This is a genomic window from Amycolatopsis roodepoortensis (genome assembly GCF_014873915.1).
In the GTDB taxonomy this organism is placed as follows: domain Bacteria; phylum Actinomycetota; class Actinomycetes; order Mycobacteriales; family Pseudonocardiaceae; genus Amycolatopsis; species Amycolatopsis roodepoortensis.
Window position 1 is genome coordinate 817,930 of record NZ_JADBEJ010000001.1, and the last position, 22,994, is coordinate 840,923.

22 protein-coding genes are annotated in these 22,994 nt (G+C 68.8%); 16 read left to right on the plus strand and 6 right to left on the minus strand.

The genetic code is table 11. The annotated features are described in order from the left end of the window. Positions 1 to 135 precede the first annotated feature (135 nt). From H4W30_RS03985 to H4W30_RS04000, 4 genes are all read left to right on the plus strand, one after another. Positions 136 to 1,092: an AraC family transcriptional regulator gene (locus H4W30_RS03985; protein WP_192741540.1), complete on the plus strand. Its 957-nt coding sequence runs from the start codon at positions 136 to 138 to the stop codon at positions 1,090 to 1,092. 167 nt (positions 1,093 to 1,259) lie between these two features. Beyond that, positions 1,260 to 2,426 carry a hypothetical protein gene (locus H4W30_RS03990; RefSeq protein ID WP_192741541.1) on the plus strand — a complete coding sequence of 389 codons (1,167 nt, stop codon included), beginning with the start codon at positions 1,260 to 1,262 and terminating at the stop codon, positions 2,424 to 2,426. A gap of 20 nt (positions 2,427 to 2,446) precedes the next feature. Then, positions 2,447 to 3,280 (plus strand): prenyltransferase/squalene oxidase repeat-containing protein, encoded by an 834-nt coding sequence (locus H4W30_RS03995; RefSeq protein ID WP_192741542.1) that lies wholly within the window; start codon positions 2,447 to 2,449, stop codon positions 3,278 to 3,280. Next, positions 3,277 to 4,083 (plus strand): tryptophan synthase subunit alpha, encoded by an 807-nt coding sequence (locus H4W30_RS04000; RefSeq protein WP_192741543.1) that lies wholly within the window; start codon positions 3,277 to 3,279, stop codon positions 4,081 to 4,083. Before H4W30_RS03995 ends, H4W30_RS04000 begins: the two co-directional genes overlap by 4 nt. On the opposite strand, the gene H4W30_RS04005 is transcribed toward H4W30_RS04000, so the two are convergent. The 4 genes from H4W30_RS04005 to H4W30_RS04020 all read right to left on the minus strand — a co-directional run bounded on the left by H4W30_RS04005 (position 4,047) and on the right by H4W30_RS04020 (position 7,556). Continuing rightward, complete coding sequence (locus H4W30_RS04005; protein WP_192741544.1) at positions 4,047 to 5,330, minus strand: APC family permease; 1,284 nt, start codon at positions 5,328 to 5,330, stop codon at positions 4,047 to 4,049. The two genes, H4W30_RS04000 and H4W30_RS04005, sit on opposite strands and share 37 nt — an antisense overlap. Before the next feature lie 224 nt (positions 5,331 to 5,554). Further along, on the minus strand, positions 5,555 to 6,007 hold the full coding sequence (locus tag H4W30_RS04010) for a MoaF C-terminal domain-containing protein (protein ID WP_192741545.1): 453 nt from the start codon (positions 6,005 to 6,007) through the stop codon (positions 5,555 to 5,557). Between the two features lie 100 nt (positions 6,008 to 6,107). Then, on the minus strand, positions 6,108 to 6,581 hold the full coding sequence (locus H4W30_RS04015) for a carboxymuconolactone decarboxylase family protein (RefSeq protein ID WP_126734146.1): 474 nt from the start codon (positions 6,579 to 6,581) through the stop codon (positions 6,108 to 6,110). Between the two features lie 78 nt (positions 6,582 to 6,659). Continuing rightward, complete coding sequence (locus H4W30_RS04020) at positions 6,660 to 7,556, minus strand: cobalamin-binding protein (RefSeq protein WP_225948757.1); 897 nt, start codon at positions 7,554 to 7,556, stop codon at positions 6,660 to 6,662. 93 nt (positions 7,557 to 7,649) lie between these two features. On the opposite strand from H4W30_RS04020, the gene H4W30_RS04025 reads away from it, so the two are divergent. The 11 genes from H4W30_RS04025 to H4W30_RS43565 all read left to right on the plus strand — a co-directional run bounded on the left by H4W30_RS04025 (position 7,650) and on the right by H4W30_RS43565 (position 21,189). After that, a complete protein-coding gene (locus H4W30_RS04025; protein ID WP_192741546.1) occupies positions 7,650 to 8,531 on the plus strand; it encodes an SIS domain-containing protein in 882 nt (293 codons plus the stop codon). A 7-nt stretch (positions 8,532 to 8,538) separates the two neighbouring features. Next, a complete protein-coding gene (locus H4W30_RS04030) occupies positions 8,539 to 9,429 on the plus strand; it encodes a 1-phosphofructokinase family hexose kinase (protein WP_192741547.1) in 891 nt (296 codons plus the stop codon). Positions 9,430 to 9,439: 10 nt separating this feature from the next. Then, positions 9,440 to 10,321, plus strand: coding sequence for a class II fructose-bisphosphate aldolase (locus H4W30_RS04035; RefSeq protein ID WP_192741548.1), 882 nt, complete (start codon positions 9,440 to 9,442; stop codon positions 10,319 to 10,321). Positions 10,322 to 10,402: 81 nt separating this feature from the next. Beyond that, positions 10,403 to 11,803 (plus strand): ABC transporter substrate-binding protein, encoded by a 1,401-nt coding sequence (locus tag H4W30_RS04040; RefSeq protein ID WP_192741549.1) that lies wholly within the window; start codon positions 10,403 to 10,405, stop codon positions 11,801 to 11,803. Continuing rightward, complete coding sequence (locus H4W30_RS04045) at positions 11,803 to 12,750, plus strand: carbohydrate ABC transporter permease (protein WP_192741550.1); 948 nt, start codon at positions 11,803 to 11,805, stop codon at positions 12,748 to 12,750. The genes H4W30_RS04040 and H4W30_RS04045 overlap by 1 nt, the downstream gene beginning before the upstream one ends. A gap of 10 nt (positions 12,751 to 12,760) precedes the next feature. Continuing rightward, positions 12,761 to 13,690, plus strand: a complete 930-nt coding sequence (locus H4W30_RS04050; protein WP_192741551.1) for a carbohydrate ABC transporter permease — start codon at positions 12,761 to 12,763, stop codon at positions 13,688 to 13,690. A 6-nt stretch (positions 13,691 to 13,696) separates the two neighbouring features. Next, positions 13,697 to 14,764 (plus strand): ABC transporter ATP-binding protein, encoded by a 1,068-nt coding sequence (locus H4W30_RS04055; RefSeq protein WP_192741552.1) that lies wholly within the window; start codon positions 13,697 to 13,699, stop codon positions 14,762 to 14,764. Further along, positions 14,761 to 16,617 (plus strand): DUF5107 domain-containing protein, encoded by a 1,857-nt coding sequence (locus tag H4W30_RS04060; protein ID WP_192741553.1) that lies wholly within the window; start codon positions 14,761 to 14,763, stop codon positions 16,615 to 16,617. The genes H4W30_RS04055 and H4W30_RS04060 overlap by 4 nt, the downstream gene beginning before the upstream one ends. 126 nt (positions 16,618 to 16,743) lie before the next feature. After that, positions 16,744 to 17,529: a DeoR/GlpR family DNA-binding transcription regulator gene (locus H4W30_RS04065; RefSeq protein ID WP_034316006.1), complete on the plus strand. Its 786-nt coding sequence runs from the start codon at positions 16,744 to 16,746 to the stop codon at positions 17,527 to 17,529. Between the two features lie 526 nt (positions 17,530 to 18,055). Then, positions 18,056 to 20,254 carry a glycoside hydrolase family 31 protein gene (locus H4W30_RS04070; protein WP_225948758.1) on the plus strand — a complete coding sequence of 733 codons (2,199 nt, stop codon included), beginning with the start codon at positions 18,056 to 18,058 and terminating at the stop codon, positions 20,252 to 20,254. Further along, positions 20,251 to 21,189, plus strand: coding sequence for an NEW3 domain-containing protein (locus H4W30_RS43565; RefSeq protein WP_225948759.1), 939 nt, complete (start codon positions 20,251 to 20,253; stop codon positions 21,187 to 21,189). Before H4W30_RS04070 ends, H4W30_RS43565 begins: the two co-directional genes overlap by 4 nt. 49 nt (positions 21,190 to 21,238) lie before the next feature. Here the strand turns inward: H4W30_RS43565 and H4W30_RS04075 are convergent, their stop codons facing one another. Further along, a complete protein-coding gene (locus H4W30_RS04075; RefSeq protein ID WP_192741554.1) occupies positions 21,239 to 21,880 on the minus strand; it encodes an FMN-dependent NADH-azoreductase in 642 nt (213 codons plus the stop codon). An 82-nt stretch (positions 21,881 to 21,962) separates the two neighbouring features. On the opposite strand from H4W30_RS04075, the gene H4W30_RS04080 reads away from it, so the two are divergent. Beyond that, on the plus strand, positions 21,963 to 22,445 hold the full coding sequence (locus H4W30_RS04080) for a MarR family winged helix-turn-helix transcriptional regulator (protein WP_192741555.1): 483 nt from the start codon (positions 21,963 to 21,965) through the stop codon (positions 22,443 to 22,445). On the opposite strand, the gene H4W30_RS04085 is transcribed toward H4W30_RS04080, so the two are convergent. Further along, on the minus strand, positions 22,446 to 22,982 hold the full coding sequence (locus H4W30_RS04085) for a hypothetical protein (RefSeq protein ID WP_192741556.1): 537 nt from the start codon (positions 22,980 to 22,982) through the stop codon (positions 22,446 to 22,448). It abuts the gene before it with no gap. Positions 22,983 to 22,994: the final 12 nt, after the last annotated feature.

The window sequence follows — 22,994 nt, forward strand, 5'->3', positions numbered from 1 at the left end:
GAGACGACCGATCTCGCCGCTTAGGCTGTTCGGTCGGATTTGTCCGTCCGGTCCACGTCATCCCACTCGACCGGGTACACGGGAAGGAGCGCCGTCAGGAACGATCCGCCTCCGGTGTCCTCAAGGGGGACTCGAATGGACACACCGCTGGGAAAGTTCATGCTGCTGGTTTCGGAAGACCCGGAGGAGATACGGACATGTCTCGACGGCCTCTTCGGGGAATGCCGGTTCCGCGCGCGTTCGGCGTCGAAGGTCCGTGTGCACGCCCGGCGGACGAAGAACTTCACGGTCGCCTACGTCGCCTGTCCGGCCGCGGCCGAACTGCGGATCGGCTGTACCCGCCAGCACTTCCTGATCGCGGTCCCGGCCACCGGCAGAGCGGCCACCACGGGGGAAGTGTGCAATCCCGGTTCCGTGCTGGAGGCCCGCTGGTCGCGGGAGTTCGCACAGTTGATGGTGATCATCGACCGCGGAGTGCTGGAAATGCGCCTGAGCGCGATGCTCGGGCGCGCCCTGCCTCAGCCGTTGCGATTCGAGGAGACGCTGAACACGGGGCGTCAGCCCGTCAAAGGATGGTATGACGCTCTGACGGCCTACGTGGGGTCGTTGGACGACACGGACAGCGCGCTGGAGATCGAAGCCGTCGCGGATTCCGTGGAACAAGGCTTGATGACCACGTTTTTGGCCTCACAGAAGCACAATTACTGGGACGTCGTGACCGGCGAAGCGAAACTCGTGTCTTCACGCACCATTCGCGAGGCCACCCGGCTGATCGACGGGCAACCGCACCGGCATCATTCGGTGACGAGCCTCGCCCGCGAGCTCGGGGTGAGCGTGCGCGCGCTGGAGAAGGGTTTCAAGCGGCATCTGGCGACCACTCCCAACGCCTATCTTCGCGATGTCCGGTTGGAACGCGCCCATGCCGACCTTTCCGCGGGCGAGCCCGACGCGGTCACCGTGGCACAGGTCGCCCAACGGCACGGGTTCTTCCACTTCGGGCGGTTCGCGGCCACCTATCGTGACCGGTTCGGTGAAGCCCCTTCTCATACCTTGCGCCGCCTCGTCGGGCCTTTTCGCTCGGGGTACGGATGATGGACAGGACCGTGCGCGGAAGTGATCGCCACGGCCCCCATGCCCCCATACGGTGGATTTGAGCGTCACCCACCGGTACATCGTTCTTCCCTGCTGCACCAGGTATGCGGCGTGACGCTTCCGGTACATCCGACGGAAGGGTCAGGGCCATGCCCCGAGAGCGTGAAATGTCGTCCCGAAGAGGAGGCGCCGCGGCCGTGCTGGCCGCGGCCCCTCGCGTGCCGGCCGGCGACGTCCCGGCGTGGCTGACCGGCCTGCTCACCGAATGTCCCGGCCCCGACGCGGCCAGCGCGTCGGCCGCGTGGGCCGGAATAGGCGAGCACTGGATCGCGAGATGGTGCGCCATCACGGGTACCCCGGCCCCCGCGATGGACGACGCCATCCGCGACTTCATCCAGACCATGCGCGGGGAAGGCGATCTCTCCGAAGTCCAGCTGGCGCAGGTGTGCCACGCCATCGATCCCGGTCGCGGCCACACCCTCGCGGACGGCGCCGGCTCGGCGATCGAACGGTTCCTTTGGCGGGTCCGGCCGTGGCTGCCGCTCTGGGTCTCCTTCGCGCACTGGGTCGTCCGATGGTGCGTGCACCGCCGCCGCCGGCACGTGCTCTTCCTCGCGCGCGACATGCTGACGACGTACCTCACGGCGCGGCGGCTCGACCTGAAACTGTCCACCGGGCTCGACATCCGTCTCGCCCACGCCTCACGCGCCGACCACGGCGCCCTCGCGGACGTGCTCGGACTGCGGGAGGGGGAGTGGTTCGAGCCCGAACGTGTCGCGCTGGTCGACTCCGGTTGTTACGGCACGGTCATGTCGCGGCTGGCCGGGCAGATCGACGCCGGGACAAGCGCCGAGGAAGAAGCCGCCTGCCTGTTCTATTTCAGCCGTAACCCCAAGATCTTCGGCTACCTCAACTATCTCCTCAGCCCCAGCATCCTCGAACTCGACATCGCGGGCACCGACGTCGCCGACTTCGTCATCTACGCCGGAGACCTGCTCGAAGCCATGCCCAAGCCGTACCGGGTGGTCCGGACCGAGTCCGGCCTGGCCGCCGAGCCGCAGGATCTGCTGACCTTCTGTCTCGGCATGGCCGTGCTCAAGGAGGTCGACGACTTCGTCGCCGCCGGTCCGCTGATATCCATCCCGCAAGCGCAACGCCGGGCGCTGGAGCTGTACAACGCGTACGCCAACGCCTCGGGGAACCGGATGCACGCCGATTCACTGCTGTTCCACACCCCCGCGCCGCAGCAGCTGCCCGCCGACTATGGCTTCGAAGCACTCGACTTCCAGAGTTTCCCGCCACAGAACGAGATCTTCGGGTCCGCGCCCGGCTGAGGAAGAAAGGAAAGCACACCATGACCGACGCCCTCACCTTCGTCGAATCCTGCCGTGACAGCGACGGGTTGCTCGTCGAGACCGATGAAAGCGCCCCCAGCCTCGAGGCCGCCCGGTTCGGCGCCGAAATCCGCGCGATGCGGGGAATCGGCCTGACGCGGCCGGAGCTGGAACTCGCCTCGGCGGCCCGGACCGGTGGCGCCTACGCGATGTTCCGGGGCGGGGCACCGTCCTTGGGAGCGACGTACTACGCCTTGCGGCTGTATCAGCTCGCCGGGGTCCCCGTGCCGGATTCCGGCGCGGTGGTCCGTTGGGTGGCCGAGGCGCTCGTCGCCGGCGGCAGGGTCGTCGTCGACATGGACGACCTCTTCTACGGGGTCAGGTCCCTGATCATCCTCGACGCCCGGCCGGAACCGGACGGCGCCGCCGAGATCCGCGCGTTCCTGCGCGCGTGTACCGGGGACGATCGTGGCTGTGCGCTCCTGCCCGACGGTCCGTCCGACATCGAACGGACTTATTGCTCGGTCGCGATCCGGCAATGGCTCGGAACCGAAGACGATCACACCGACGCGCGGGCGAGCGCTCCGTTCGTCGTCTCGTGCGACGACGGGTTCGGGCACATCCGGATGCGGCCGTCGCGCGCGGAATGGTCGCTCGCAAGCGCTTACTGGGGTGCGCGAACCGTTCAGTTGCTGAACCTGGCTTGGCCATGGGCCGAGTTGCACGCCGCGGTCCAGCGGTGCGCGCAACCGGACGGCGGGTTCAGCACGAACCCTGGTTCGACGTTGTGGGAGACCTATTGCGCGCTGCGGGTCATGAACATCGCCGCCTCCAGGCAGGAGCAACCGGTATGAGTGCCGGGCTTCGTGAGAGCGCCGCCACCAGCGGAAGACTGGGGTTCGGCGTCTATCTGATCCCGGGTTTCCCCGACTGGGACACCAGCCTCGCCGCCGTCCGTGCCGCGGTGGCCGCGGGAGTGGACTTCGTCGAGTTCCCGATCCTGCTCGACGCGGGCTTCTCCGCCAGCACCGGGAGCGTCGTCGCGGAGGCGCTGGCGAAGGCGGGGCCGGACAACCTGGACCCGCGCTCGTCCCGGCTGCGCGAATGGCTGGCGGAGGCGCCGGTGCGGGTCGGGATCGTCTACCGATCGGCCTGGCCCGCCGCCGGCGACTGGCGTGCCGGTGACGAAATCCTGGCCGGTTGCGCGGGTCTGCTCTGTGAGCACGACATCCGGCCGTTTCCCGAGTACGCGGCCTGGGCACGCCGCCGCGGACTCGCCCTGGTGCCGCCGCTGCGGGTGACGCCCGAGCGCATCACCGACGAGGAGGCCGACGTGCTCGGCAGCGGCGACGGGTTCGTGTATCTCGCGCTCAGCGCCGAGACCGGACGGGCGGGCACCATCGACGATGGGCTCGGCCGCCGGATCGGCGATATCCGGCGTCTTCGCCCGGACCTGCCGATCTACACGGCCTTCGGCATCCGGGACGGCGACGACGTCGCAGCGGTCGCACGGCAGGGAGCCGACGGTTTCATCGTCGGCAGCCACGCGCTCACGGTCCTCGGTGACGGTGTGCCGACGTTCGAGCGCTGGCTCGCCGGGATGATCGCGGCCCGGTCCGCTCAGGTTTCAGGGGACCTTCTGGAGAACTTCAGGTAGAGCAGTGCCCCCACGGCGAGCGCCGCCGCGAACAACAGGTACCAGCCCGCCAGCAGGAGCACGCCGAACACCAGGACCGTCGCGATCACCGCGAACCACCGTTGTTTGCCGCCGGACGGCAGAAGCCGGACCCCGGCGGCCATCGCCACCAGGTAGATCGCGATCAGGCAGGCGTTCTCCGCGAGCAACGCCTGTTCCAGTTCGAAGCCGGTGAGGATCGCGACGACGAAGCTGATCGCGGTCCCGGTGGTCACCACGAGGAGGCTGCGCCTCGGAACGTCACCCGATCGGCTGCCCTTGGCCAGCCAATGCGGCAGAGCGCCATCACGGCCCAGCGCCGCGCCGAGTTTCGCCATACTCGCCACGAACACGTTGAGCACCCCCAGGGTGACCACGACGGCGATCACCGCGGCGACCACTCGAACGGAGGTACCGAGCCCTTCGCCGAGCAACGCGGCCAGTGGCGCTTCGGTTTCCCCGGCTCGCGGGCCGAGCACGAGAATCGTCATTCCGCCGACGGCGAGATAGAGCACCCCGATGACGACGATGGAGATTCCCGTGGCCAAGGGCAGATCTCGCCGGGGATTCCGGAAATCGGGGGCCAGATGGGTCACGGTCTCCCAGCCGATGAAGGCCCACACCAGCAGGCTGATCGCGGTCGCGATACCGGCGAAGCCGTGTGGCGCGAACGGCTGAAGGTTGGCCGTGTCCGCCTTCGGCGCCGCGAGCACCACCGTGCCGACCAGGAGAAGCGCCAGGAAACCGGTGAGCACCAACTGCACACGTCCGGACAGGTGCACGCCGAAAAGGTTCACCCCGATGGCGATGAGCACCAGCACGGCGGCCAGGGACATCGTCATCGTCCGGCCGCCACCGACCAGTTCGGTGATGTAGGCCGCGCCGAACGCGCTGGCGGCGGGCATGCCCGCCAGGGTGCCGAAATAGAACCACCATCCGGTCACGGCCGAGGTCTTCGGCCCGAACGCCCGCAGGGCGAACGTCGCCGGCCCGCCGGCGTCCGGATACCGTCCCGCCAGCGCCCCGAAGGTCGCCGCGACCGGGGCGGAGACCAGCACCAGGACCAGGAAGGCGATCAGCGACGCCGGACCCGCCGCCTTGGCCGCCAGTGCGGGCAGTACCAGCAGACCGGTGCCGAGGACGGCGCCGACGTACAGCGCGACGCCCTGCGGCACGGTCAAATGCCGGGTGTTCGACCGGGACGAGTGCTCGACTGTCGATCGGCTCATGACCGTCAGATACCCGGCACGCGCCTGGGGTTAACTTCGCCGGCGGGATCGGGCGGAGAGCGACGTTCGGTCAATGAAGCGTAAGGCGAACGTGGAGTGGTTGGGTGAAGGGAGCATTCACCGCCGACGCCCATGCCGCGAAAGCCACTTTCGCGACGCCTGATGTCCCGAAAGTGGCTTTCGAGACACCCCCTACGCCACGTTCGCCGTATTCCACAGAACGCTCAAGACCCGCGCGGCGCGGGAAAGGAAGGCCACGCGTGCGGCTTCTCCAGAATCTCGATGGTCGCCTGGTCGACCAAAAAGTACTGCCCGCCGTCCTCACGCGGATTCGTATAGGCCGCCGTCGCGATCGAGCGGCCGAAATCGGCCATCACCGCGATGGGATAACCGCCGTCGAAGATCTCGCCGTGCGCGGCCGTCGCGACGGTCCCGGTCTCGTACCAGGTGACGAAATACTGTGCCGGACCGGTTTCGAAGACGCGCAGTGTCGCTTCCTTCTGCCGCACACCGGCGAAATCACCGGAAACACCGGTCCAGATCATCGTGGTCCGGTCCGCGTAGTGCTGCTCCAGCACGTTCCCGGAGCCGTAATGGAAATTCGCGCGGAGCCCGACGAGGTCGGTGCTGAGTGGATGGGTCCCGGTCACGGGGAAGAAACGGACGTCGAGTTGCACGGGCTGAAACCTCCGGGTCGCTGGTATCCGCAGGTTTAGCAGCCCGTCGCATCTCGATCGTTGTCCGGCGAAGCGATCCTCTTGTCGGTGGACGCGAGGATCAGTCGAACATGCCGGGCTGGTAGTCGCCGGCGGGCGTCCGGGCGATGACGTTGAGCCGGTTGTACGCGTTGATCGCGGCGATCAACGCGATCAGGGCGCCGATCTGCTCGTCGTCGTAGTGCTTGCGCACCTGCGCCCAGGTGTCGTCGCTGACGCCGTGGTGCGCGTCGGCGATCCGGGTGCCCTCCTCGGTGAGCGCGAGAGCCGCGCGCTCGGGCTCGGTGAACACGTTCGCCTCCCGCCAGGCGGCGACCAGGTTGAGCCGCACCGAGGTCTCGCCGGCGTGCGCGGCGTCCTTGCTGTGCATGTCGGTGCAGAAACCGCAGCCGTTGATCTGGCTGGCGCGCAGCTTCACCAGTTCCTGGGTCGCGTGGGGCAGCGAGGACTCCTCGATCGGCCGGTTCGCGGCGCCGAGACGCTTGACGTACTTGAGGATGACGTCGTTCTCGAACAGGTTGATTCGCGGTTCCATGATCTTTCCTCTCCGTCGGTTTCTGCACACATGACGAGTGGGGCGGAGGGGTTGTGACAGCGTTCGACGTGACGCCGGTCACCCATGGAAGAGCTCGGCGAGGATCTCCGCGCCGTCGACGACGCGCGGGCCGGGCCGGTTGAAATAGGCCGGGCCGTCGAGGACGTGCACGGCCGGGATGTCGTCCCAGCCCGGCAGGCCGGTCAGCAGACGCAGTTCCGCCTCGGTCCGCTCCGGCGGGAAGCCGCAGGGCATGAGCAGCAACACGTCGGGGCGTGCTTCGACGACGGCGTCCCACGTGATCGGGCGGGTGTGCTCGCCAGCGGCGGCGAGCAGCGGGACGCCGCCGGCGGCGTCGATCTGCTCCGGGACCCAGTGTCCGGCGGGCCAAAGCGGGTCGAGCCATTCGATGGCGGCCACCCTCGGCCGCGGTCGTCCCGCGACGCGAACCCGGACCGCCTCCCGGCGTTCCTGGAGAAGGCGAGTCTCGTGAGCCGCGCGTTCGGGGACGCCCAGCACTTCGCCGAGCGTGGCCAGGCAGGTGAAGATGCCGTCGAGTGTTCGCGGTTCGAGACTGACCACCCGGATGTCACCGTCCAGTGCGCGCACGGTCTCCGAGACCTGCCGGTAGGAGACCGCGCAGACGTCGCAGAGATCCTGCGTGAGCACGACGTCGGGTTCGGCCGCCGCGAGCATGGCGGCGTCGAGGGAGTACAGGGCCGAGCCGCGATGCTCGCCGCCGACGGCCGCCGAAATCTCCCGGCTCGACAGCACGTCGTGGTCGATCGCGCTGCTCGTGACCACCGGGACGTCGTCCAGCGCGCCGGGTGGCCAGTCGCATTCGTGGGTCCGGCCGGCCAGCGACGGCAGGAGCCCGAGGGTTGCGACGAAGTCGGTCGCGGCGGGGAGCAGCGAGACGATCCGTATCCGCCCACGGTAGGCGACCGGGCCATCCTGCACATCTGCGCGGAGCAAATGCGTGAAAGTGCGCTAACAGAGCATTGACGTTGCACAAAACTGCACCTAACGTGACAGCTATTGCGCACAACTGGCACGGATGGGGAGTTCATGAGCGGGACCTTCATGGCGGCGGAGATCGCGAGCCAGCCCGGCTGCTGGCGGGAAGCGGCGGCGCTGGCCTCGGCGAACGGTGATCTGCTGCCGCCGCCGGGCGCGCGGGTCGCGATCGTCGGCTGTGGCACGTCGTGGTTCATCGGCCAGGCGTACGCCGTCCTCCGCGAGTCCGCCGGGCTCGGCGAGACAGACGCCTTCGCCGCGTCCGAGTTCCCGGAGGGCCGTGGCTACGACCACGTCGTGGCGCTGACCAGGTCGGGCACGACGACCGAGGTCCACGCCCTGCTGGCGAAGCTGCGGGGCAGGACGCCGACCATCGCGATCACCGGTGTGCCGCGCGAGATCGAGGCCGCCGCGGACAAGATCGTCGACCTCTCCGTGGTGGACGAACGTTCGGTCGTGCAGACCCGGTTCGCCACGACGGCGCTGGCGATGCTGCGCGCCCATCTCGGCGAGGACCTGACCGCGGTCGCCGACCAGGCCGAACGCGTGCTCGCCGAACCGTTGCCCGACGAGCTGGTCACCGCGGAGCAGTTCAGCTTCCTCGGCACCGGTTGGTCCGTGGGCATCGCGAACGAGGCCGCGCTCAAGTTCCGCGAGGCCTGCCTGCTGTGGACGGAGTCGTACCCGGCCTGGGACTACCGGCACGGCCCGATCAGCATCAGCGAACCCGGCCGGGTGACCTGGATGTTCGGGCAGGCGCCGGAAGGGCTGGCCGACGACGTCGCCCGCGCGGGCGGCCTGTTCGTCGAGAGCGGCCTGGACCCGTTGGCGGACCTGGTCCGCGCGCAGCGCGTCGCCGGGGCCATCGCCGCCCGCAAGGGACTCGACCCGGACAACCCCCGCAGCCTCACCCGTTCCGTCGTCCTGACCTGAGCTCGCCGTGATCGTCACCGTCACGCCGAACACCGCGCTGGACGTCACGTACACAGTGGACGGTCTGCGGCCCGGTGACGTGCACCGCGCGCGGACCGTGCGGCACCGGGCGGGCGGCAAGGGCGTCAACGTCGCCCGCGTGCTGCACACGATCGGCGCCGACGTCCGCGCGATCTTCACCGCGGGCGGCCCGACGGGAACGGCCGTCGTGGGTGAGCTCGCGGCGGCGGGCATCCCGGCGGGTGTCGTGCCGATCGGCGGCGAAACCCGGCGCACCACCACCGTGCTCGCGGACGACGGATCGGTCACGCTGCTCAACGAGCCCGGGCCGCGGCTCACCGATGACGAATGGCAAGCGCTTGCGACGGCCGTCCGGGCCCGGAAGCCGGACGTGCTCGTCTGCTCGGGCAGCCTGCCACCGGGAGCCGGGGGATACGCCGGGCTCCTCGGCGACGCACCGTCCATCTTGGACACTTCCGGTGAGGCGCTGCTCGCCGGGCTCGCCGGAAGACCGTCCGTGGTCAAACCGAACGCCGACGAACTGCGCGAGGTCACCGGCCTGAGTGACCCGGTGGCCGCCGCGAAGGAGCTTCGCAGGGTCGGGGCGGGCGCCGTCGTGGTCTCGCTCGGGCCCGAGGGGCTCCTGGCGGTGACCGGTTCCGGCACTTGGCACGCCGCACCGTCCACTGTGCTCCGCGGCAACACCACCGGCGCGGGTGACGCCGTCGTCGCCGCGCTGGCGCTGGGGCTGAGTCGCGCCGAATCGTGGCCGGACATCCTGCGCCGGGCCGTCGCGCTGTCCGGGGCGGCCGTGCTCGGTCCGCTCGCCGGCGACGTCGACCTCGCGCACTACCAAGCCGAACAGGGGCTGGTCGCCGTGCGCGCCCGCCCGGACTAGGAGAACTGCCATGCCTCTGGTGGGAACCGGGGAGATCGTCGGAGCCGCCGCGGCCGCGCGGCACGGCTGCGGCGCGTTCAACGCGATCCAGCTCGAACACCTCACCGCGATCATCGACGGCGCCGCCGCGGCGGAAGCACCGGTGATCGTGCAGCTGAGCCAGAACGCCGTGAAGTACCACGGCTCGCTGGCACCGGTCGGCGCGGCGGCGCTGGCCGCGGCACGGAACGCCGCCACGCCGGTCGCGGTGCATCTCGACCACGCCGAATCGGCCGACCTGGTCCGCGAGGCGGTCGCGCTCGGCTTCGGGTCCGTCATGTTCGATGCGTCCAAACTGGACTACACCGACAACGTGCGCGCCACCCGGGAAGTCGCCGCGTACTGCCACGACCACGGGGTCTGGGTCGAGGCCGAACTCGGCGAGGTCGGGGGCAAGGACGGCGTCCACGCGCCCGGCGCGCGCACCGATCCGGACGAGGCGGCGGAGTTTGTCGCGTCCACCGGCGTCGACGCGCTCGCGGTGGCGGTGGGCAGTTCGCACGCCATGCTCACCCGTGACGCCGCACTGGACTTCGAGCTGATCGCGCGCCTGCGGGAGCGGGTGCCGGTGCCGTTGGTGCTGCACGGATCGTCCGGCGTGCCCGACGACAGGCTGGCCGAGGCGGTCCGGGCCGGGATGACGAAGATCAATATCGCCACCCAGCTCAACAAGGTGTTCACCGCGGCCGCCGCGGAGGACTGGCGCGCGCATCCGGAGCGCGTCGACCCGCGAAAGTATCTCGGTGCCGGGCGCGCCGCGGTCGCCGTCGAGGTGCGGCGGTTGCTGGGAGTGCTCAAGCTTGATCGGGTTGAACCGGTCAAGGTGACGATTGAGCAGACTTTGCGCGATTGACTGTTGACATGTGCTTGAAACCTCACAAAACTGCGCAACAACAAGCAGAACTTGTGTGATCTTCGATCCAGGTGGTGGCGGATGCGGGTAGGCAGGCTCACGGCAGTGACATCAGCGACGGCAGGGGTGGCGCTCCTGCTCGCGGGATGCGGCGGCGGGGACACGGCCGGTGGCACCGGCGAGAACGCGCTCCCGGGCGTCGACCAGTTCCTCAACGCGCCGTGTCCGGAGGCGGCGGTGAAACCCGCCACGGACAAGGAATTCACGTACTGGTCGATGTGGACGGCCGACGAGCCGCAGGGCAAGGTCCTCCAAAAGGCCTTCAAATGCTTCCAGGAGAAGACCGGCGTCAAGGTCGACGTGCAGTGGCTGGGCCGCAAGGCCTACACGCAGAACCTGGTGCCCGCGCTGAACACCGACGCCGTACCGGACCTGTTCGACCAGGACGTCAGCAAGGTCGGCGCGGCGGTCATGACGCCGGGCGGCACGCAGAGCGTCGACGACGTGTTCGCGATGAAGGTCGGCGAAGGCGACAAGACCGTCAAGGACGTGCTTTCGCCCAGCTCGTACGACTTCCCGCAGAACAAGGACCGCGAGGGCCACAACTTCATGGTCCCGTACACGATCCAGTCGAGCGCTTGGTGGTTCAACAAGGACACCGCCGGCGACATCCAGCAGCCGAAGACGATGGACGAGCTGATCGGCCTGTTCGACAAGGCGAAGGCCGACGGCAAGGCCGCCATCAGCCTCGACGGTGACATCCCGTTCTACAACATGTACTTCTACACCCAGCTCGCCGAGCGGTACGTCGGCGCGGGCGGGCTGTACAAGGCGGCGACCGACAAGACCGGTCAGGCGTGGAAGACCGATCCCGGTTTCCTCAAGGCGGCCACCGAAACCGCGAAGCTGCCCAAGTACTTCATCGACGGCTGGGACGCGGCGAAGTTCCCGCAGGTGCAGCAGCGCTGGGCCGACGGCGACTCCCGGTTCCTCTACGTCGGCAGCTGGGCGCCGAGCGAGACCCGCGAGTACCTGGACAAGCAGGGGGCCGGGACGAAGATCAACTACGGCTCCTTCCAGTTCCCGATGCCCGAAGGCGCCACGCACGACACCGTCGAGCAGATGTCGATCGGCTTCTCGGTGACCAAGAAGGCCAAGCACGCCGAGGCGGCCAAGGCGTTCATCGCCTACTTCCTCAACAAGGACCTGCTCGCCGGGATCCCGATCGTGGCCGACAACCTCGTGCCGCGTGCCGACCTCGCCGTGCCGGACGACCTCAAGCAGGTCAAGGCCGCGCTGGACGACCCGAAGAAGGAACACGTCCTGCAGTACGACGGGATCGACGGTATCGCCGGCGGCAAATGGCAGACCGACGTCTTCGACCCCGCCGACATCGCGCTGCTGAAGGGCCAGATCACCCCGCAGCAGTTCGTGGACCAGCTCGCCACCAAGGGCGCCGAGTTCTGGAAGAACCAGGGCTGATGGCGACGGTCACGACGCCGAGGACGCCGACGCGGCCCGTGAAGGCCGGGGCGCACCTGAGTCGCAAGAAACGGCTGTTCTGGCCGTTCGCCGCGCCGGCGCTGGTGCTGTACCTGGCCTTCCTGGTCCTGCCGACGATCGCGACCGTCGTGCTGAGCTTCACCAGCTGGGCGGGGGCGGGGGACACGCCGGAACCCAACGGCGTCACCAACTACACCCAGATGTGGGCGAGCGACTCGTTCCAGTACGCCTTCCGCAACACGCTGATCTACGTGTTCCTCGGCGGCATCGGCACGTTCGCGCTGGCGTTCCTGTTCACGATGGTGCTGCGGGACATGAAGGGCGGCAAGATCGTCCGCGCGATCCTGTTCTTCCCGAACATCGTCGCGCCGGTCGCGCTCGGTATGTTCCTCGGCTTCGTCTTCAAGTACCAGCCGGGAAAACAGGGGCTGGCGAACTACGTGCTGGAAAGCCTCGGCGCGGACGCGGCGAAGTTCCTCGCACCGTCCAATGTGACCGGTGTGGTGACGGCTTCGCTGATCTGGGCCAGCTCGGGGTTCTACATCACCATCCTGATGGCCGCGGTCGACCGCATCCCGCCGTACCTCTACGAGGACGCGGAGCTCGGCGGCGCGTCTTCGTGGCAGAAGTTCAAGAACATCACGCTGCCGATGACCTGGGACGTCGTCGGGGTCGCCGGGGTGCTGTGGACGATCAACGCGCTCAAGATCTTCGAGCTGGTGTTCGTGCTGGCCGGGCCGGGCACCTACGCCCCGCCCAACGAGGCCTGGACGCTGGGGATCTACGTGTTCGACCGGACCTTCGGCTCGAACGGCACCCCGGACTTCGGCGCCGCGTGCGCCTGCGCGGTGGCGATGATCGCGCTGGTGTCCGTGCTCGTCGTCCTGCTCCGCCGGTTGATGCGCCGTGACGCGATCCAGTTCTGAGGGAGATCACATGTCCGTCACCGACGTCGAGGCGCCTCCGCGTCCGTCGCCGAAACCGGTGCGCAAGCCGCCGCGCAAACCGCGTCCGGCGCCCGGCTCCAAACGGTTCAGCCCGTTGCGGGTACTGGGTTCCACGATCGTGTGGCTGTTCACCGCCGGCAACATCCTGGTGCTGTACTGGCTGCTGACGGCGTCGTTCAAGACACCGGTGGAGATCTTCACCAAACCGTTCGACCTGCCGTACCAGTGGTTCAAGGCAGGCAAGCCGTTCCGGAACTTCATCTACGCCTGGAACAACGCCGGTTTCGGGGAAGCCGTGCTGACCACGGTGGTACTGGTCGGGCTGGCGACGGTCGTCACGGTCGCCGTCTCGGCGCCCTGCGCGTACGCCCTGACCAGGCTCGGTGTCCGCGGTGCCGGACCGATGACGAACGTCGTCGCGATCGGCATGGGCGTGCCCTTCCAGACCGTGATCATCCCGCTGTTCGTGGTGCTCAGCAAAGTGCACCTGGACAACGAGTACGGCCTGTTCGTGCTGTACGTGGCGCTGTCGATCCCGTTCACCGTGTTCCTCATGACGGGGTTCTTCCGGTCGCTGCCGGACGAACTGGAGGAGGCGGCCGCGCTCGACGGTGCGTCCCCGACGCGCACGTTCTTCTCGGTCATGCTGCCGCTGACCCGCGGCGGCATGATCACCGCGCTGACGCTGAACGCCATCGGCCTGTGGAACGAGACGCTGCTGGCGATCGTGTTCCTCAAGGACCAGGCGCATTTCACGCTGTCGCGCGCGCTGTTCACCTTCTACGGGGCCGCGAGCTATCAGTCGGAGTACGGCGGCCTGATCGCCGGGGTGGCGATCGTCGTGCTCCCGATGCTGGTGCTCTACCTCGTGCTCGCCCGCCGGATCATCACCGGCCTGACCCTCGGCGCCGGAAAGTAGGACCTGATGGCCACCGTGACCTTCTCCGACATCACGCGGTTCTACGCCGGAGTGGAACGCCCCGCGGTCGACGGCCTCGACCTCGAGGTCGCCGACGGCGAATTCCTGGTGCTGGTCGGCCCGTCCGGCTGCGGGAAGTCGACCACGCTGCGGATGCTCGCCGGGCTGGAAGGCGTCGACGACGGCTCCATCCACATCGGCGACCGCGACGTCACCGAACTCCCGCCGAAGGACCGGGACATCGCGATGGTGTTCCAGAACTACGCGCTCTACCCGCATATGACGGTGGGGGAGAACATCGGATTCCACCTGAAGCTGGCGAAGATGGCCAAGGCCGAACGCGAGCGCAAGGTGCGCGAGGCCGCGGCCGTGCTCGACCTGACCGAGTACCTGGATCGCAAGCCCGCGAAGCTGTCCGGTGGTCAACGGCAGCGCGTCGCGATGGGGCGGGCGATCGTGCGCGAGCCCAGCGTGTTCCTGATGGACGAGCCACTGTCCAATCTGGACGCCAAACTCCGGGTGCAGACCCGGACCCAGATCGCCTCCCTGCAGCGGCGGCTGGGCATCACGACGCTCTACGTCACGCACGACCAGGTCGAAGCGATGACCATGGGGGACCGGGTCGCCGTGCTGAAGGACGGGATCCTGCAGCAGTGCGACACTCCTGTCGGGTTGTTCGCCAAGCCGGTCAACGTGTTCGTCGCCGGGTTCATCGGCTCGCCCGCGATGAACCTCCTGGAGACCACTGTGGACAGTGATGGCGCCGTCGCCGGTGGCACGCGGCTGCCGCTGACCCCGGCCCAGCGTTCGGCGCTGACCGGGCCCGGCATCGTCGTCGGCGTCCGGCCGGAAGGCTGGACGATCGGTGACGGCGGTTTCGAGGCCGTCGTGGAGGTCGTCGAGGAACTGGGCAGCGACCAGTACCTCTACTGCCGCGACGGCGACCGCGTGCTGACCGTCCGCACCCCCGGCATGGCCCCGTGGCAGCGCGGCGAACCGATCACCCTGACGCCGCAACCGGGCGCGGTGCACCTGTTCGACGCCGCCACCGGGGATCGGCTCCCGGACGCATGACCCGCCTGTACCGCACCGGGTTGCTGCTGCCCGCCGCCGACCTCGGGTCGGAGAACCCGTTACCACCGCTCCGGAAGCCCGAAGCGGTGGCCACGGTGTCCAATGTGGACGATTTACCGGCGGACCTGGCGGAGAACATCGGATACGGCCGCCTGGACACGCCGCTGCCGTGCCTCCTGCAGGACGGCTACACCCGGGAGCGTACGGAACGCGAGCTTCCGGCGTTGGTGCTGGAGAACGACAGGCTCCGCGCCACGGTGCTGCCGTCGCTGGGCGGGCGGCTGTACTCGCTCGTCCACAAGCCGTCCGGACGTGAGCTGCTCTACCGCAATCCGGTGTTCCAGCCCGCGAACCTCGCGCTGCGGGACGCGTGGTTCGCCGGCGGTGTCGAGTGGAACCTCGGGAGCACCGGGCATACGACGCTGACCTGCGAACCGATGTTCGCCGCGGAGATCGAGGGTCCGGACGGCACGCCGGTGCTGCGGTTGTGGGAATGGGAACGCACCCGCGACCTGCCGTACCAGATCGACTTCTGGCTGCCCGACGGATCGGAGCATTTGTTCGTGGCCGTGCGGGTGCGGAATCCGCATCCCTACGACGTCCCGGTGTACTGGTGGTCGAACATCGCGGTGCCGCAGAACGAAGATACGCGGGTGCTCGCACCCGCGACGCAGGCTTGGCATTACGGCTACTCGGGACGGCTCGACCTGGTCGACGTGCCCGGCGAGCTGACGTATCCCGCTCGCGCCGAAGCCGCGGCGGACTATTTCTTCGAGGTGACCGGGCGGCCGTGGGTCGCGGCCGTCGAGAAGGACGGCACGGGGCTGGCGCAGTCGTCCACGGGCCGTTTGCGTGGCCGCAAGCTGTTCCTGTGGGGCGAATCCACCGGTGGACGCCGCTGGCAGGAGTGGCTGGCTCCCGGCGCGGGCGGCTACCTGGAGATCCAGGCCGGGCTGGCCCGCACCCAGCTGGAGCACCTGCGCTTGCCGCCGGGGGAGAGCTGGGACTGGCTGGAGGCCTATGGTCCGGTCACCGCGGGTCCCGCGGCTGTGCACGGCGAGGACTGGACGGCGGCCCGGGAAGCCGTCGCCGCCGGCCTGCCGTCGGCGGAAACCCTGGACGAGTATCTCGGCGAATGGCGCAAGATCGCCGACGTCACCCCGGAATCCTTCCTGGCCACCGGTTCCGGCTGGGGCGCGCTGGAGAACCGGCGCGCGCCGATGTGCCTGCCCGGCACACCCTTCCCGGACGAGTCGCTCGGGCCGGATCAGGAACCGTGGCTCGCGTTGCTCGACGGGACACCGCCGGACGGGGATCCGCTCGCGGTGCCACCACCGACGCTGGTGAACCGGTACTGGGCGGATCTCATGGAGTACGCCCCGAAGAACTGGTTGACCTGGTACCACCGCGGTGTCGCGCACTGGGCCGCCGGACGGCATTCGGACGCGGTCGGCGCCTGGCGCGAGTCCGTGTCGGCGGCCGAGAACCCTTGGGCACTGCGGAATCTCGCGGTCGCCACCACCGGGCACGAGGCGGCCTGGCTGTACCGGCGGGCGGTCGCGCTGGCGCCGTCGCTGCGTCCTCTGCTCATCGAGGCCATCGCGGCCCAGCTCGCCGCGGGACTCGCGGACGAGGCGGGCGAACTGCTGGCCGGGCTGCCCGTGGAGGGGCGGATCGCCCTGCTGACCGCCCGCACCCGGCTCGCCCTCGGCGACGTCGCCGGGGCCAAGGGCGTATACGACGCCGGTTTCGAGGTCGCGAACATCAGGGAAGGGGAGACGTCTTTGTCCGACACCTGGGCGGCGGTTTCCGAGGAACCGCTGCCGGAACAGCACGACTTCCGGATGAAGTGACCGGCCGGGCCACTCGACCGGCGTGCCGCCCGCGGTGGACAACCGCGATGCAGCATACTGCTCGAAACAGTGGCCAACAGCGCACCGGTATGCGCGATAGGCCGCAGCGAGCTAGGAGTGGCGCCGATGGCCCGGCACGAACGGCTGAGCACCCTGCTGGACCTGCTGGGGCAGCGGGAAAAGATCGACGTCGAGGACGTGGCCGAGGAGCTGAACGTCTCCGCCGCCACGATCCGGCGCGACCTCGATCACCTGGCGGAGCAGCAGCTGCTCACCCGCACCCGAGGCGGCGCGGTGGCCAACGATCTCGCCTACGACCTGCCGCTCCGGTACAAGACCGCGCGGCACGTGCCCGAAAAGCAGCGGATCAGCGTCGCGGCGGCGGCGCTCGTCGCGCAGGGCATGGTGGTCGGCCTCAACGGCGGGACGACGACGGCCGGCGTCGCGCGGTCACTGGCCACGCGGTCCGATCTCGCGGGTCTCCGCGATTCGCCCGGGCTGACGGTGGTCACCAACGCGCTGAACATCGCGCACGAACTCGCGGTCCGGCCGCATGTGAAGATCGTGGTCACCGGCGGGGTCGCGCGTCCGCAGTCGTTCGAGCTCAGCGGACCGCTGGCGACGCGCGTGCTCAGCGAACTGACGATCGACCTGCTGTTCCTCGGTGTCGACGCGTTCGACGCCGACGCGGGCGCCTTCGCGCACCACGAGGGCGAAGCGAGTATCAACCGGCTGATGGTCGAGCGTGCCGAGCGCGTGGTCGCGGTCGCCGACGGCTCGAAGCTGGGCCGCCGCGCGTTCGCGCGGATCTGCGCGACTCCTCAGGTGCACGCCCTGGTCACCGACTCCAACGCCGACCCGAAGGTGCTGCGGGCGTTCGAGGCCGCGGGCGTCGAGGTCCAAGCCGTCTGACCAAGTCCGTGAAGGCCCCCTTTCCTGCCTTGATAGCGCAGATCTGGTTCTGAACGCTGACAGAGCGGGCAACTACAACGAGTGTCCACAAGGGATACTTCTTGCCGACTGAATGTCCATTGAGGCACGTATGTCCGGTTCTGCGCGGGGGTCGTGAGTGGCAAAGACGGTTAGAAAGACCCAAAACACTCACGACCCCCTCGCGAAGCCGAGCAAATCGCCCGAATCGGGCACCGCGGCCTAGATTCGAGTCCCTTATGGACAGTCGGGATCCAGATCTCTTGACTGAGCCCGCTCCTGCGAGCCCCGTCGGCAGGGGTGCAGACCGGCAGCTCTGCGACTTTGCCGGGGCCCTGATCCTGGGGGTTGGAAAGGGGGCCTTCACGTCTTTTGCGCACTCCTTGTGACATAAGGATCTTCGGGCGACCCGACGAAAGTCGGCAGCACCGCTTCGGCGGATGACTTTGCGCGAACCGTGCGCTATACAGAGACCATCTTGCGTATTCATGCGCGAAAGGTGTCTCGAATGAGCAGAGTTGCGCAATCCCTGAGTTGTTTGGCCGCAGTGGCCTTACTCGGGCTTTCCCCGGTCGCCGCCCACGCGGATCCGGCCGCCGCGTCGTCCGGCAAGCTGGGCGATCTGACCGGGATCTCCGGCGAAGGCCCCACGGTCACCTTGAATTCGGGAAGCGCCGCGGTACGCGTGAGCTTCCCGGTCGAAGGCGCCGTCCGGGTCTGGCTGGCGCCGGACGGCACGTTCACCGATCCGGCCGGGAGCAAGATCGTGCTGCCGCGCACCAGCGACCCGGTGACGCCGAAGAGGACGGACAAGGGGGACTACTGGGCGGTTTCCACCGGCAAGGCGACGCTGCGGGCGTACAAGCACCCGTTGCGGCTCGCGTTGTACGACGGCGCGGACCGCAAGCGGCTCTGGGAGGAGTCGGCGCCGCTGTCCTGGACCGACAAGCAGACCACGCAGACCCTCGCCCGGACGGCGACCGAGCAGTTCGTGGGTGGCGGCGAGCAGAACGGCCGCTTCAGCCACCGCGACCAGACGATCCGGATCTTCGCGGACTACAACTGGAACGACGGCGGTGCCCCGAACTCGCAGCCGTTCTATGCCTCCACAGCCGGATACGGCGTGCTGCGCAACACTTTCGCGCAGGGCACCTACGCCTTCACCGAGCCGGTGCGCACCACGCACGACGAGCGCCGCTTCGACGCGACGTACGTCGTCGGCGACGGGCTCAAGGACGTCATCACCGGCTACACCGATCTGGTCGGGAAGCCTTTCCTGCCACCGCTCTACGGTCTCGAACACGGTGACGCCGACTGTTACCTGCACAACGCCAACCGCGGTGAGCGCCACACGCTGGACGCGGTGAAGGTCGCGGAGGGCTACACCGAGCACGGCATGCCCAACGGCTGGATGCTCGTCAACGACGGCTACGGCTGCGGGTACGAAAACCTCCAGCAGACCGGCGAAGGCCTCCGCAAGAACAACATGCAACTCGGGCTGTGGACCGAGAACGGCGTGCCGAACCAGGTCGAGGAGGTCAAGGCCGGGGTCCGGGTCCGCAAACTCGACGTGGCGTGGGTCGGCCCGGGGTACGAGTTCGCGCTGGACGCCTGCGACACCGCGTACAAGGGCATCGAGGACAACAGCGACGCGCGCGGTTTCGTCTGGACACCGGTCAGCTGGGCGGGCGCGCAACGCTGCGGCGTGCTGTGGAGCGGCGACCAGGCCGGTTCGTACGACTACATCAAATGGCAGATCCCGACCTACGCCGGCGCCACGACGTCCGGCATGGCGTACAACACCGGCGACATCGACGGCATCTTCGGCGGCAGCCCGCAGACCTACGTCCGCGATCTGCAGTGGAAGGCCTTCCTGCCGGTCTCGATGACGATGGACGGCTGGGCCGCGTCGGACAAGCAGCCGTGGCGATACGGCGAGCCGTACACCTCGATCAACCGCAAGTACCTGCTGCTCAAGGAGCGGCTGCTGCCCTACACCTACAGCCATTCGGTGGAGGCGCACAAGACCGGCGTCGGGCAGGTCCGCCCGCTGGCGCTCGAGTACCCGGACGACCCGAACGTCTGGGGCGAGAAGGCGAAGTACGAGTTCCTCTCCGGCAAGGACTTCCTGGTCGCGCCGGTGTACGAGAACTCGACCGTGCGCAACGGCATCTACCTGCCGAAGGGCACCTGGGTCGACTACTGGAGCGGCAAGACCTACACCGGCCCGACCACTGTGGACGGTTACGACGCGCCGCTCGACACGCTGCCGCTGTTCGTCCGCGCCGGGGCCGTGGTGCCGATGTGGGCCGAGGGCACGAAGTCGTGGCAGACCAGGGACAAGGGCGTGCTCGATCTCGACGTGTACCCGCAGGGCAAGGGTTCGTTCACGCTCACCGAGGACGACGGCGTCACGCGGGCCTACAAGAACGGCGACCAGGCGAAGCAGACCTTCACCGTGGACGCGCCGACGTCCGGCCTTGGCACGGTGACGGTCGGGATCGGTGCCAGTTCCGGTTCCTACGCAGGGAAGCCCGCTTCACGGAACTACCAGCTGACCGTCCACACGGGAAGCAAGCCCGCGACGGTGCTGGCCGGGACCTCGATCCTGCGGCAATACGGAAGCAGGGCCGACTGGACGCGGCACCGTCGGGCTGGTGGTTCGATCCGGCCGCCGGTGGGGTCGCGCGGGTCAAGACCGGCATGATCGGCGCCGGTGACCGCCAGGACGTCCGGCTGTTCGGCACGAGCGCGGTCGGCGGGATCTTCCCCGAAGACCGCAACGGTTCGGTCACCCTCTCCGTTCCGGCGGTCGCCGGGCCCGGGCAGGCCGTGACGGGCACGCTGAGCTTCACCAACGGCACGCCGCTGCCGGTCCGCGACGTCTCGTTCTCGTTGCCCGCCAACGGCTTCCGCGTCGAGGTGCCCGCCGGGCCGCGGCTGGTGATGCCCGGCAAGACCGTCCAGGTCCCGGTGAAGGTGATACCGGAGACGGGCGTCAAACCGGACGACTACCAGCTCACCGCGTCGGCGTCATACAAAGCGCGGCTCGGGGAGCACCGGGTCACCGACTCGGTGACGGTCACCGTGCCGCATGCCTCGCTGTCCGCGGCCTACGGAAACGTCGGCGTCACCGACGCGGCGCACGTCGCGGTGGGGGACATCGACGGCGGCGGCAGCAGTTTCCGGGCGGAAGGCCTCGCCGAAGCCGGTCTCAAGCCCGGTGCGGGCTTCTCCGCGCTCGGTGCTCGGCTGACCTGGCCGGTGACCGGTGCCGGGCAGAAGGACAACGTCCTCGCGTCCGGTCAGACCATCGAGGTGCGCGGTTCGGGCACCAAACTGGTGCTGACCGGAACCGGGACGGGCACGGCGAAGGGCACCGTCGTCGTGCGGTACGCCGACGGCAGCACGAGCCAGGCCGAACTCGGGTTCCCCAACTGGTGCTGTGCCGATCCGGCCCAGTACGGCGCGACCACGGTCGCGACCGTGATGGGCAAGAACACCCGCGCGGGGGCGGCTTACCCGACCACGCCCTACCGGGTGTTCGCGAACTCCGTCCCGCTGACCGCCGGGAAGGAGGTTGTCGCGGTGACGCTTCCGTCGAACACCGCGATGCACGTCTTCGCCGCCGGCATCGGCTGAGTCCTCGCGAGTGGTAAGGACGGTTAGAACCGTCCTTACCACTCACGAGTCAAGCCGCGACGGGCGTCCACAGCGCGTCAATGGCGCGTTCGGCCTCGGCCTGGCTGGCCTCGGCCAGTGGGATCAGCTCCGCCATCGCCGGATTGACCATCGCCATGGTCAGCTCGGCGGTGACGAACCGCGGTTCGAGGCCGGTCAACGAGATACCGTGCGGGATCCACGCCTGCGCGTGGTCCCAGCCCTCGCGCGGGGTGCCTTCGCCGTAGCCGCCGCCGCGCGCGGTCACGACGATGAAGTCACGGCCGCCGAGCAGGCCTTCCCTGGTCTCGGCGTCGAGCGACAGCCCCGGCGCGATCAGGTGGTCGACCCAGGCCTTGACCGTGCTCGGCGGGCCGAAGTTGTACAGCGGCAGGCCCAGCAGGATCGTGTCGGCCGCCTTCACCTCGTCGACGAGCTCCTTGATGAGCCGCCAGGCCGCGGCCTGTTCCGGGGTGTGCTGCTCCGGCGGGGTCGCCTTGGCCGCGTGGGCCGCCGCGTCCAGATGCGGCAGCGGATCGGTGCCAAGGTCGCGGTAGGTGACCGTGCCTTCCGGATGCGCGGCGCGCCAGGCCGCGGCGGCACGCGCGGTGAGGCGGCGGCTGATCGAGTGCTCGCCCGTGATGCTCGAGTCGATGTGCAGCAGGTTCGTCATGCCTACTATCTTGCACAGATAGTTTGTGTAACGCAAACCATTGATGCTGTGGCGACCATCATGGGGAACGTACACTTGACGGGTGCCCGAACTCCCGGTCGTGAACCAGCCCCCGCACCGCTGCGGCGCGCTGCTCGACCACGTCACCCGCCGGATCCGGCTGCGCAGCGAGTCCGTCCTGACCCCGCTCGGCCTTCGGCCCCGGCATCTCGTCGCGCTGACCGTGCTGCGTGACCTCGGCGGCTGCTCGCAGCAGGACCTCGCGAAGACGCTGGAGATGGACAGCACGAACGTCGTCGGGCTGCTGAACGACCTCGAGTCCGCGAACCTGATCGAACGCCGCCGGTCACCGGCGGACCGGCGCCGCCACATCGTCGAACTCACCGACGTCGGCCTGAAGCAGCTCGTCAAGGCCGAGTTCGCCCTCGCCGCGGTCGAAGACGAGGTGCTCGGCGCGCTCGACAAGGATCAGCGCGAGACGCTGTACACCCTGCTGTACCAGGCGGCGGGGCACGCCGAACCCGCCGGCTGCGTCGACGCCGCGCACGCCGTCGAAGACTGCTGATCAGCGGTACGCCGGCTGCTCCCGATCGGGGTTCGCGGCGACGATGTCCAGCCGTGGGTCGGCGAGGAGCAGGGCCAGCGTCGCCGCGTCGGCACCGATTCCCGCCCAGTGCGGATCGACATCCTTGGCCACGCACCAGGCGCGGTCGGACGGCCACACAAAGGCAAGCCCCGGCGTCCCCCAGAAGCCGGCGTCCGCCGTCGTGCCGCTGAAGAGGAAGTACTCCCGATGGGGGACGACGACCTTCGGGCTTCCGGCCGCGTCGCCGTAGCCGTCCCACAGACAGAAAAAGCAGTCGTCCGGGGTGCTGGTGCGCGTTGCCAGGACTTCGAAGAGGACTCGCAGCAGGTCATCTTCCGGAACGGCCGCCACTGCGTCACTCTCGCACTGACCGTCGAACGCCGGGTCGGGGACGAAGCGCAGCCGCGCGTAACCGTCGAAACCCGCCGGCCCGAAGGTGACCAGCCGGCGCCATGGCAGGCCGCTCGACGAGATCCAGCCGGCGGGGGACAGGTCGGCGCGGGGAGTCGGGGCCACGCGTTCGGTTGT